Raw genomic sequence first — 11,091 nt, 5'->3', positions numbered from 1 at the left:
GCTTGGCCTTTTTCCATCCCTTCCGGACTGGAGCGACGTTATTTGCTGGATAAAACCAATCAGCAGCAGGAAATCAGACCAATAACGGCGCTGGAGTCCGCAACACTCCTGAAATGGAGCTTTTAGCACAAATAGCGCCGCTGGAGTCCGTCTAGAGTTATACATACTCGGCAGCAGCAGGCTACTATTAAAACCCCGCGGCACAAATCGCTTTACTCCCAACGCTAACTTCTGTGCTTCCTCTCACATTTCATTTCTCCAATATGACTCCTCGTGAACATCACCAAGCGACGCCACGCGCACTTCAATGTACACTTATCCACACTTCTCCATGGTACTCTTTATACACACTTCTCCATAGTGCTCTTATACACACTTTACTACGCACCTGCTCACACTCTTCTGCATACACCTTCATCATGTGCTTTCATTTATACTCTTGTTCATTTTCTAATTGTCCGGCAAGCATCACCAGACGGCGGATGCCCTCCCGCAGCACACCTTCGCTGGCAAAGGAATAGCTGAGCCGCAGCCAGGATTTCATTTCACCGAGCGGATCGCAGATTTCTCCCGGTATGAAGGAGATCGACTGTTCCATGCTGCGGTCAAACAACGCTGCCACAGAGATGGATTCCGGCAGCTTCACCCACAGGTTCAGCCCGCCCTCCGGCGCTGTCCACTCCCAGCCGGCAGACGCCAGCTCCTCCTCCACAATTTCCTTATGCACCTGGAGCGCAATGCGCAGCTTGCCGAGATGCCGCTGCAGCCGCGGCGAGGTGTAATAGTGCAGGAAAATCTTCTGGTTAAGCAGCGGAGTCCCGTTATCAGCCAGTGATTTGGCGGTAATCAGCCGCTCCATAAACGGATAACGGCAGGCGACCGCACAGATACGCAACCCCGGAGCGACATACTTGCTGAAGCTGCTGATATAAATGACCCAGCCCTCCGTATCATAGGCAAAAAACGGTGGCGGCGGCTTCTCTCCGAAATACATATCGCGGAAGGGATCATCCTCCACCAGCAGGCAGCGGTAACGTTCCGCCAGTTCGACCATTAGCTTGCGCTGCCGCGCCGGAACGGTATATCCGGTCGGATTGTGATGGGTCGGGTTCATGTAGAACATCCGCGGCTTATGCCTGCGCATCAGCTCCTCCACCGCCTCCAGATCATAGCCCTGCGGTGTAATCTCCACTGGTATAAGCCGTGCACCGGCCCGGCGAAAAATATCCATAGCCACGCTGTACGTCGGGCGCTCCACCAGCACATTGTCCATCGGCCCGAGCACAATACCGGCGATCAGATTGATCGCCTGCTGCGCACCCGAGGTGATCAGCAGCTCCTGGGTCGACAGCTGCAGCCGGTGCTGATCGTGGAAATGGCGGCCCAGCGTTTCGCGCAGCTCCTCATCGCCCTGAACAGAGGAATAGGTTCCCATGACCTTCGGATAAAGGTCGAACACTTTTTTCACATAATCGGACAGGAACAGGTTCGGCAGCAGATTCGGATCAATAAGCGCCTGCGAAAATTGGTATTGGACCGGCATCCGCTGGATATCGGATAAGGGATTCGTCAGTGAATAAGTGGCTACCGCTGCCCCTTCGCTTGAACCACCGCCCAGCGCCCTGTCGCCCGGAGATACATAATAACCGGATTTGTCTTTCACATAGACCTTGCCGTCCTCAGTCAGCACCCGGTAGGCCTTGAATACCGTCAGCCGGTGCACCTTCAGCTCTTCCGCCAGCAGACGGATCGAGGGCAGCTTATCATGCGCCTTCCATTCTCCACGTTCCATCCGGTTCAGGATGAATTCGCAGACCTGGCGGAACAAGGGATGGCTTTGGTCCGCTCCCGTAGCTTTTTTCATCGTAATCCACCCTCCCTGTGATAACCGCATATTGCAGCCTCTTCTGCCAATCTTCTTTCCCGTATTGTACCTCATTATTCCTCTCATCTGTTCTGCTGTCTGCAATCTGTTCTGTCCCCACCCCTATATGATTAACAAAATGATTCTACTGGGCTGCCATATTAACTTTACAAAGGGGAACTGGATATGATTCTGTTGGCTTACTCTCTTGTCTGTCTGATCTTCGGCACTACCTTTTTAGCGATTAAAATTGGTGTGGATGCCGGAGCGCCGCCTTTTTTCTCAGCAGGAATCCGTTTCTTTATGGCAGGAGCAATATTGTTCCTCTGGATGGTCTGGAAAGGCAAAGCAAGCTTCTCTCTGCTGCTGCGCAAAGAGATGCTGTTCACCGGCGCCGCGCTGACCTTCGGAACCTTCGCCGGGCTGTACTGGGCAGAGCAACATGTATCCTCCGGGCTTGCCGCTGTGCTGTCAGCTACCGGGCCGATGATGATTCTGCTGCTGCAGACCGCTTTGTTCCGTCAAAAAGCTCCGTCGTATTCGATCTACGGCTGTATCATCGGCTTCACCGGCGTTCTGCTGCTGGTTCTGCCCAGTCTGGCGATTGATGTCTCCCCCTTGTGGCTCATCGGCTGCGCTGCTGTGCTGATTGGGGAATGCTGCTATGCAGCGGGGGCCATTTACTCCAAAAAAGTAACTACAACCTTCTCCGAGGTTTCACCCGTCGCGTTGAATGCAGCACAAATGATATACGGCGGAGCGCTCCTGTTCATCCTGTCGCTTTTCACCGAAAATGTGCATCCCGGGTTTCTGCTCTCGTTCAAAACCGCCGGCTCATTGCTCTACCTGACCGTTATCGGCTCCATGGTTGGACACACCTTATTCTACTGGCTCGTCGCCAAGACGAATCCCGTCTTTCCGTCGACCTGGCTGTATATTTCGCCGCCGATCGCCGTCGGTGTGGGTCTTGTATTCTACGGGGAAGCTGTAAGCTGGATAACCATCCTCGGGGTATTCATCATCATTGCCGGAACCGTGCTTGTGAATGCGGGAGCGCTGAAGCAGCTGATTTTCAAACAAAAACCGCCTGCCCCGATTCTTCAAAAAGGAAGCATTGAGGCTCTTCCACAGGAATAAATATTGTATATTTCCTAAACAACAGAACAGCCTGGACCCCTGAAAAAAATGGGCTCCAGGCTGTTCTGTTGTTGTCCTTCCCTATTTCTCAACGCAGCTCAGTCCATTACTGTTCCTCATGGCTGAAATGAAAATTCAAAAAAAACATTATATATGACATACTATATGTTGCATAATTGATTATTATTGCGTATTATATAACCAAGTTAGGGGATTTTATTACCATTAGGACGTCTAATTGAAAGGGGGATCTTGCTTAACAGAACTCCTTTTCTATAGAGGAGCACCTGATTGTATCCGGAAAGTGGAGGAAACCTGTGATTGAACTGACATCCCGTCAAATGCAAATCATTGACATTGTAAAAAAAAGAGCGCCGATTACCGGCGACCAAATTGCGGAAACCCTGAATCTCAGCCGGCCGACCATCCGCAACGACCTGTCCATCCTGGTCATGCTGGAATACATTGATGCCAAGCCAAAGGTCGGATATTTCCCCGGCAAGAAAGCAGCTCAGCGTCAAGGCAGCAGCTCTCTGCTGCAGGAAACCAGAGTCAGGGATATCCAAAGTATCCCGATTATTATCCGCGAGACGACAACCATTCAGGATGCCGTGGTTACGCTGTTCCTGCAGGATGTCGGCACGCTTATTATTTGCGATGGCGACGGCAAACTGGCCGGTGTCGCCTCACGCAAAGATTTCCTGAAGGTAACGCTCGGCAATCCCGGCGCAGTATCCATGCCGGTGAGTATGGTAATGACCCGCCAGCCCAAGGTAGTAACCGTTTCTCCCGATGACCCGGTGCTTGAGGCCGCGCATAAAATGATTGTTCACGAGGTAGACAGTCTGCCGGTGGTTGTGCCCAGCGGCACGGAGGAAACCGGCCCCAAGCTTGACGTGGTAGGGCGCCTGACCAAAACCTCCATCGTAAAGCTTCTCCTCGATCTAGAAGCCAAAGGATAACGGAGGAATCGAAACGCATGGAGCAATCTTCACACTTCATTACGATCTGCTCAGATTCGATAGGAGATACGGCGGAGGCGGTTGTGCAGGCTGTCATTCACCAATTTCAGAATCAGCGGGTTACCATCAGAAGATACGGCAATGTAAGACATGAGGACGAACTGCGGAAACTGATGGAGGAAACGGCGCAGCTGCAAGGTTTTGTCGCCTATACACTGGTCCAGCCGGAGCTCCGGGAGATGATCCGCGAAGAGGCTGTCCGGCTTGACCTGAGGATTGTCGATATCATGGGCCCGATGATGCAGGCCTTCATCGACACTTTCGACGATGCGCCTCAGGCCCGGCCGGGACTGCTGCATCAGCTCGACGAAGATTATTTCCAGCGGATCGAAGCGATCGAATTCACGGTTGCCAGTGATGACGGACGCGATCTTGGCGCGATGCTTAAGGCCGATATTGTACTGCTCGGTATGTCCCGCACCTCCAAGACTCCGCTCAGTATTTTTCTGGCCCACCGGGGCAAGAAGGTCGTCAATTACCCTGTGGTCCCCGAGATCGGCCCGCCGCAGCAGCTGATGAGTCTGCCGCCGAACCGGATCATCGGCCTTACGATGAAGCCGGAAACTATGCTGAAGATCCGTTCGGAACGCCTTAAGGTGCTGGGGTTGCCGGCAGGCTCCCAATATGCCAGCCTTGAACGCATTCAGGAAGAGACGGAGTATGCAGCAGGGCTTTTTGCCAAGCTGGACTGCCCCGTCATAGATATTACGAACAAAGCCATTGAGGAGACAGCGGGAATTATTATGGGGTATATCTCCGATTCTCCGGAAACACCGGAAACATCCACACTAAAAATGTAATGGAGGGAAAGCATATGGAACGCGAATTGGCACTGGAGATTGTACGGGTAACTGAATTGGGCGCTTTATCCTCGGCCCGCTGGATTGGCCGGGGCGATAAACATGCGGCGGATGATGCTGCTACGACTGCTATCCGTTCCATGTTCGATTCCGTCTCCATTGACGGGACTGTCGTCATTGGCGAAGGCGAGATGGATGAGGCACCGATGCTCTACATCGGAGAACGGGTCGGGAACAAAAGCGGCCCTTCCGTTGATGTGGCTGTTGATCCGCTGGAGGGCACCGAGGTGGTAGCCTGCGGACTTCACAACGCCCAGTCGGTGATTGCCATTGCCGACCGGGGCAGCCTGCTGCATGCTCCCGACATTTATATGGAGAAGCTCGCCTGCGGCCCCGAGCTGGCCGGCAGGCTCAGCCTCGCAGATCCTGCCGGGGTTACGCTGCGCAAGGCCAGCATGATCACCGGCAAATCGCTCTCCGAGCTGACGGTGATGGTGCTTGACCGCAAGCGGCATGAAGAGCTTATCCGCAGCCTGCGCGAAGCGGGCGTTCGGATCAAGCTGATCGGCCACGGCGATGTGGCCGGGGCTATCGCCGCCGCGCTGCCGGACAGCGACGTGGATCTGTACATGGGCTCCGGCGGGGCGCCCGAAGGCGTGCTTGCTGCCGCTGCGCTGAAATGCCTCGGCGGAGAGCTCCAGGGAAGACTGCTGCCGGAGGGCCCTTTTGAGATGCAGCGCTGCCTGCATATGGGCATCGACAATCCGACACGCATTCTGTCCATGGAGGATATGGTCGGGACGGGCGATGTTATCTTTGCCGCCACCGGGGTCACCTCCGGTGAATTCCTGAATGGAGTCCGCTTCATCGGCAAGGAACGCGCCGAGACACATTCGGTCATCATGCGGTCACAGAGCCGGACGATCCGTTATATCCGCAGCATCCACTTCCTGCCCGGCAAGGAGATTCCGCAGGGCTACTCGGCCAGACCGAATGCGGCTTTTATGTAAAGAGCCTAACCTGTAGCGCAGAGGATATTCCTTCATAACATCAAAACAAGGTTTCCCCGGGGCCCGAAAAGGACCTTGGGGAAACCTTGTTTTCAATTATAGTGACCGGTGTTAAGCAGGAAACTTTCGCTTAATGCATCCGGCTGTGGTCTCTCAGCAGCTCATCGCTGGAATCGAGCTTCACCTTGCCTGTTTTGTCCACCCGGGCTTCCTCGCGTTTCACTGTATCCTTAACCTGTTCAGTGCCTTGGACTTCACGTTTATGAATATCCACTTCACCGGTAACTACCGTGTTCCTGCGAACCTCCACTTGCTCTTCACTTACAGGAATGCGGATCGTTTCATCTTTTCCGATGGGGGTATCCGTAGAGTCATTATTGACAGATCTTCGCTCAATTACAATCTCCTCATGGGTAACCGGTACATTGATCGTCTTCTGCTCTTCAATAATTTCCTTGCGCACCTGGACTTCACCCGTCTGCACCTTGTTCTTGGACACATCCAGCTGTTCCTCACGCAGGCGCAGCTTGCGGGCTTCGTCCTCATCTGTGAATGGATCTGATCCGGTTCGATCCAAATTCGCTATGCCATCCGGAGTTCCGGAATATACATCCCCTGTCATTCCCGGCCGGTTCACATCATCCAGCGCCCGTGTTTCAGGAAGATCATGAACAGGAGCAGAATTCATTGTATCCAGCCCCGTATCCTGACGTCCCTCCAGCCCTGATCCGTTAAATGCAGCATCCACTGTGTCTGTTACAGAATTGCGGGCCGTCCCCGTAACATCTCCTGCTGCAATATTATCATCCATATAACGGTCGGCATTGGCTGAATTGTGGCTACGGAACACAGAATATGCTTCTTCGGCCCGTGTATTATCCGCATCCACCATAACCAGAATACGACCTTCATCTACATAATTATCATAACTTTCCGCTTCATCCTCAGGAATGCCGAGACCAATCAGTCCACCAACCAGTCCGCCGGTTCCTGCACCAACAGCAGCTCCTGCCAATGTCGCGGCAATCGGTCCTGCGGCGAGTATCGGTCCGATTCCCGGTATGGCCAGCGCCCCGATTCCTGCAAGAAGCCCGGTGATACCGCCCAGCAAACCGCCGGTAGCCGCACCGGATGCCATACCTTCTGGCGCCTTGGTGCCCATCTCATTATTAATCGCATCAACATCTTCTTTGTTTCTGGCAATCACGGAGATATCCTCTGTCAGAAATCCTTGGTTCTTCAAGTCTTCAATTGCCCGTGAAGCTTCATGCTCGGTATAAAATACACCTACTATTTTCTTATTCATAACGATTCCCTCCTGATAGTTAAAGTTTGATGTTGCATAATCATTCTTTCATAGCTCTTAATTAACCAATCGATCCTGCGCTAAACTGCTTTACTTTAAATTCAAAGGAGAGTCCTCAATTATATTTCTCAAACAGGAAATACTCTGGGAAATAAGGGAAATGACACTTTTTGTTCAAACATCTGCTTGGAAAGTCAACTAATCTAACACTAATCTCCCGGATTTATCCTATATATGTAGCCTTTTAGAACAATGCTCTCTACCTCATTACAGAGTTTGCAAAAGAGACTATACTCCTCCTAAAGATAAGTCCACAATTCCCACAAGATCGAGGAGGCTTAACCATGAATATGCGTTTAAAGGTGTTAAAAAAACATCTGCTCTTCTGCTGCAGCGAGCACTGCAACAATCAGGAGGTAGAGGAAGTTATGCAGGCATTCAAGGAACAGCTGGTAGAGCAAGGCATCCATAAAACGGTTAAAATCAACAAAACCAGCTGTCTCGGGCTATGCGGCAACGGACCGTTTGTTATCGTCTACCCTGACGGCATCTGGTACTACAATGTGACGACAGACGATGTTCCGCGCATCGTGGAAGAGCATCTGGTAAACGGCGAACCTGTGGAAGAGCTGGTGATGCTGAAAATGGAGGCATAATCCAGCCTGCTCTGCGAGTCCCTCCCCCCTCCAAAAGGGGGCTGGGACTTTTTGCGGTTTATCCGCCGTTTCGAATCTATTGTATAATGGGAGCATATCCAGGGCGTTGTCCAGGACAACCTCATACAGGAAAGAGGCTGAAGCATGGCCATATTCAAATATAATTCACAGCGTCCGTTCCGGGGGAATTCCGATCTGCATCTTCATTATTGGGGACGGGAGCAGTGTGCCCCCGGTCATACCGTTGGACCTTGTGTACGCGATTTGTACAAAATCCATTTCATCCACGAAGGTACCGGAAAGGTGGCCGTCGGTGAAGAGACACATACACTTCAGGCGGGTCAGGCCTTTCTGGCCTATCCGCATATCGTGACTTATTACGCGGCTGACCTGGATACGCCTTGGAATTATTCATGGATAGCTTTTACCGGAGAAGAAATTGAACACTTGCTGTCCAAAACCTCGCTGTCGCCGGAGCATCCCGTCTTTCCGATGGATGAACTGCTTATGCCCTCACTGTATGATCGGCTGACAGAGGCAGCGGACCGCAGTGATTGCCTGAATCTGCCGCTCAAAGCAATCATGTATGAGTTCTTCTCTCTCCTGCTGAGCAAGGTACCGGCGGCCAGGGATGTATTCCCGATTCCGCGCCAAAAAAGCATTTACGTCGAGCAATGTCTCCACTTCCTGCATGCCCATTACTGTGAAAATGTCACGATGGAGATGATGTCATCTTCCCTTAGGCTGGACCGCAAATACGTATCCGCATTATTTAAACGGACCATTGGCCTTCCGCCGCAGCAGTATCTGTTAAATTACCGGATCGCCAAGGCCTGCGAGCTGCTGATGGAAACCGATTGTACCATCGGTGAGATCTCGCGTTCCGTCGGTTATCAGGACCCGCTGCTCTTCTCCCGCATGTTTAAGAAGGTCAAGGGCTGTTCCCCCAAAGGATACCGCCTCCAGCATGCCGATAATGACATTGTTCTATAAACTTCTTCCTTGCTGACATACGTTTGTCGCCGTGCTTTCGCTACAATAGGAACGTACCCGGCAATGTAGTAAACGCTTCCGAAGCGAGTTTTATTGCGAAGGATGTATGAAAGTAATGCTCCATAAAACTTAGCTTATGCTTCCGAGGCAAGTTTTGTACGAAGTGGCACAAGGAAGCTGATGCTTACAAACCTTTGAGGAGGAAAACAAATTGTACAACGCGAATCCTGAACGCTACGACCAGATGAAATATAACCGCACCGGCCGAAGCGGCCTGCTCCTGCCTGCCATTTCGCTCGGGCTGTGGCATAACTTTGGCGGCAATGACGTCTTTGAGAACGGCCGCGCAATGGTCCGGCGGGCCTTCGATCTGGGAATTACCCATTTTGACCTCGCCAACAACTATGGTCCGCCCGCAGGCTCTGCCGAGGAGAGTTTCGGCCAAATTCTTAAGAAGGACTTCACCACTTACCGTGATGAGCTGATCATTTCCAGCAAAGCCGGATATTATATGTGGCCCGGCCCTTATGGCGAATGGGGCTCAAAGAAAAATCTCGTCGCAAGTCTTGATCAGAGTCTGAAGCGGATGGGCCTTGATTATGTGGATATTTACTATCATCACCGTCCGGACCCGAACACGCCGCTGGAGGAAACCATGAGTGCGCTGGATCTCCTGGTGCGCCAAGGCAAAGCGCTGTATGTCGGCATTTCCAACTACAGTGCCGAGCAGGCGCGCGAGGCCGCTCAAATCCTCCGCCGGCTGGGCACACCTTGCCTGATTCACCAGCCCAACTACTCCATGATGTCCCGCTGGATTGAAGACGGCCTGCAGGATGTGCTTGCCGAAGAAGGCATCGGCACCATCGCCTTCTCACCGCTGCAAAAAGGCATCCTGACCGACCGTTATCTGAACGGAATTACTCCGGATTCCCGCGCAGCCGGCCCCAGCGTATTCCTCTCGGAGAAGGAAATTACCGAAGAGGTCATCGTTAAGGTACGCAAGCTGAATGAGCTGGCAGCCGCACGCGGCCAGAAGATGTCGCAGCTCGCCTTGTCGTGGGTGCTTCGCGGCGGCAAAGTTACCTCGGCACTGATTGGCGCAAGCAAGGTAAGCCAGATCGAAGATGCCGTGGCATCCTTGAACGCCCCTGAGCTAAGTGCGGAAGAGCTGAAGCAAATCGAAATGATTTTGCAGGGATAACCCGGAGCTTATTCTTAAAGACGGCAATCGCGTCCATACAGCCAGCAGGCTAGACGGCGCGCGATGGCCGTCTTTTGGCATAGGAATGGTATAATGGACACAAAAACAGCACAGAAAGGGTTGCAGAATGAACAAAAACCGTTTGGGCCAATCCGATTTATATGTAAGTGCCATGGGCCTTGGCTGCATGTCCCTAGGGACCGATGAGACTCATGCTGCGGCGATCATTTATGAAGCGCTGGAGCTGGGCATTAATTTCCTGGATACTGCGGATCTATATGATGAGGGACGGAATGAAGAAATCATCGGCAACGCGGTGCGCCATCGGCGTGCGGATGTCATCCTGGCTACGAAGGTCGGCAACCGCAGAATCCCCGGCAAAGAAGGCTGGAGCTGGGACCCTTCCAAGGCCTATATTAAATCAGCAGTAAAAGAGAGCCTTCGCCGGCTGAAGACAGATTATATCGATCTCTATCAGCTGCACGGAGGAACGATCCAGGACCCCATCGACGAGACGATTGAGGCCTTTGAAGAATTGAAGCAGGAAGGCCTCATCCGTTATTACGGGATCTCCTCGATCCGCCCCAATGTGATCCGGGAATACGTGAAGCGCTCCGCTATTATTAGTGTGATGAGCCAATACAGCATCCTGGACAGACGGCCCGAGGAAGAGATCCTGCCTTTACTGGCGGAGCATGGAATCAGCCTGATCGCCCGGGGGCCGCTGGCCGGAGGTATATTGACCGAGCAAGGTCACAGCCGGACAGGCAAGGCGTACCTTGATTATGAAGCCGGGGAACTGCCTGGGCTACAGGAGCATTTGATGCAGCAATCCACCGGTTCCCGCACCCTGACGCAAACAGCGCTTCACTATCCGCTGGCGCATCCCGCTGTGGCCGCGATCATCCCCGGCGCGAGCAGTCTGGAGCAGCTGCAGCTGAATATTGCGGCCGCCATAGCCTCCCCGCTCTCTCCGAAGGAGCTTGAGGCCGTCCGTCGCGTAAGCAAACCAAACCGCTACACTGTACACCTTTAATTCCATACACGAAGAAGAGGCTATCCCTTGACTGTTGCCGCAGCCGGGATAGCCTCTTCTTCATCG

At 52.8% G+C, this 11,091-nt stretch carries 10 protein-coding genes; 8 read left to right on the top strand and 2 right to left on the bottom strand.

Annotated elements, in window-relative coordinates:
- Positions 1-427 precede the first annotated feature (427 nt).
- On the bottom strand, positions 428-1,864 hold the full coding sequence (locus NSS79_RS05790; protein WP_342438625.1) for a PLP-dependent aminotransferase family protein: 1,437 nt from the start codon (positions 1,862-1,864) through the stop codon (positions 428-430).
- 186 nt (positions 1,865-2,050) lie between these two features.
- Between NSS79_RS05790 and NSS79_RS05785 the strand changes: the two genes are divergently transcribed.
- The 4 genes from NSS79_RS05785 (at position 2,051) to glpX (ending at position 5,833) form a co-directional block, all read left to right on the top strand.
- Positions 2,051-3,001 carry an EamA family transporter gene (locus NSS79_RS05785; protein WP_342438624.1) on the top strand — a complete coding sequence of 317 codons (951 nt, stop codon included), beginning with the start codon at positions 2,051-2,053 and terminating at the stop codon, positions 2,999-3,001.
- 341 nt (positions 3,002-3,342) lie between these two features.
- On the top strand, positions 3,343-3,963 hold the full coding sequence (locus NSS79_RS05780) for a helix-turn-helix transcriptional regulator (protein ID WP_052092453.1): 621 nt from the start codon (positions 3,343-3,345) through the stop codon (positions 3,961-3,963).
- 17 nt (positions 3,964-3,980) lie between these two features.
- Entirely contained in the window at positions 3,981-4,823 is an 843-nt protein-coding gene (locus NSS79_RS05775; RefSeq protein WP_342438623.1) for a pyruvate, water dikinase regulatory protein, read from the top strand.
- Positions 4,824-4,837: 14 nt separating this feature from the next.
- Positions 4,838-5,833 carry a class II fructose-bisphosphatase gene (gene glpX, locus NSS79_RS05770; RefSeq protein ID WP_038586750.1) on the top strand — a complete coding sequence of 332 codons (996 nt, stop codon included), beginning with the start codon at positions 4,838-4,840 and terminating at the stop codon, positions 5,831-5,833.
- Between the two features lie 130 nt (positions 5,834-5,963).
- Here the strand turns inward: glpX and NSS79_RS05765 are convergent, their stop codons facing one another.
- Positions 5,964-7,139, bottom strand: a complete 1,176-nt coding sequence (locus NSS79_RS05765; RefSeq protein WP_342438622.1) for a YsnF/AvaK domain-containing protein — start codon at positions 7,137-7,139, stop codon at positions 5,964-5,966.
- Between the two features lie 344 nt (positions 7,140-7,483).
- Between NSS79_RS05765 and NSS79_RS05760 the strand changes: the two genes are divergently transcribed.
- The 4 genes from NSS79_RS05760 to NSS79_RS05745 all read left to right on the top strand — a co-directional run bounded on the left by NSS79_RS05760 (position 7,484) and on the right by NSS79_RS05745 (position 11,025).
- Complete coding sequence (locus NSS79_RS05760) at positions 7,484-7,795, top strand: (2Fe-2S) ferredoxin domain-containing protein (RefSeq protein WP_342438621.1); 312 nt, start codon at positions 7,484-7,486, stop codon at positions 7,793-7,795.
- Between the two features lie 144 nt (positions 7,796-7,939).
- Positions 7,940-8,788, top strand: coding sequence for a helix-turn-helix domain-containing protein (locus NSS79_RS05755; RefSeq protein WP_342438620.1), 849 nt, complete (start codon positions 7,940-7,942; stop codon positions 8,786-8,788).
- A 244-nt stretch (positions 8,789-9,032) separates the two neighbouring features.
- A complete protein-coding gene (locus NSS79_RS05750) occupies positions 9,033-9,989 on the top strand; it encodes an aldo/keto reductase (protein WP_342440307.1) in 957 nt (318 codons plus the stop codon).
- Positions 9,990-10,116: 127 nt separating this feature from the next.
- Positions 10,117-11,025: an aldo/keto reductase gene (locus tag NSS79_RS05745; protein WP_342438619.1), complete on the top strand. Its 909-nt coding sequence runs from the start codon at positions 10,117-10,119 to the stop codon at positions 11,023-11,025.
- Positions 11,026-11,091 lie beyond the last annotated feature (66 nt).

The sequence above is a fragment of the Paenibacillus sp. FSL L8-0436 genome (genome assembly GCF_038593025.1).
Taxonomy (GTDB): domain Bacteria; phylum Bacillota; class Bacilli; order Paenibacillales; family Paenibacillaceae; genus Paenibacillus_AQ.
Note: the sequence above shows the minus strand (reverse complement) of the source record. Positions and strands in the feature narration are given on the sequence as shown.

What these genes read in the sequence shown, in the direction of transcription:
- NSS79_RS05790 (WP_342438625.1), bottom strand. Translation starts at nt 1,864, where the DNA reads ATGAAAAAAGCTACGGGAGCGGACCAAAGCCATCCCTTGTTCCGCCAG.
- NSS79_RS05785 (WP_342438624.1), top strand. Translation starts at nt 2,051, where the DNA reads ATGATTCTGTTGGCTTACTCTCTTGTCTGTCTGATCTTCGGCACTACC.
- NSS79_RS05780 (WP_052092453.1), top strand. Translation starts at nt 3,343, where the DNA reads ATGCAAATCATTGACATTGTAAAAAAAAGAGCGCCGATTACCGGCGAC.
- NSS79_RS05775 (WP_342438623.1), top strand. Translation starts at nt 3,981, where the DNA reads ATGGAGCAATCTTCACACTTCATTACGATCTGCTCAGATTCGATAGGA.
- glpX (WP_038586750.1), top strand. Translation starts at nt 4,838, where the DNA reads ATGGAACGCGAATTGGCACTGGAGATTGTACGGGTAACTGAATTGGGC.
- NSS79_RS05765 (WP_342438622.1), bottom strand. Translation starts at nt 7,139, where the DNA reads ATGAATAAGAAAATAGTAGGTGTATTTTATACCGAGCATGAAGCTTCA.
- NSS79_RS05760 (WP_342438621.1), top strand. Translation starts at nt 7,484, where the DNA reads ATGAATATGCGTTTAAAGGTGTTAAAAAAACATCTGCTCTTCTGCTGC.
- NSS79_RS05755 (WP_342438620.1), top strand. Translation starts at nt 7,940, where the DNA reads ATGGCCATATTCAAATATAATTCACAGCGTCCGTTCCGGGGGAATTCC.
- NSS79_RS05750 (WP_342440307.1), top strand. Translation starts at nt 9,033, where the DNA reads ATGAAATATAACCGCACCGGCCGAAGCGGCCTGCTCCTGCCTGCCATT.
- NSS79_RS05745 (WP_342438619.1), top strand. Translation starts at nt 10,117, where the DNA reads ATGAACAAAAACCGTTTGGGCCAATCCGATTTATATGTAAGTGCCATG.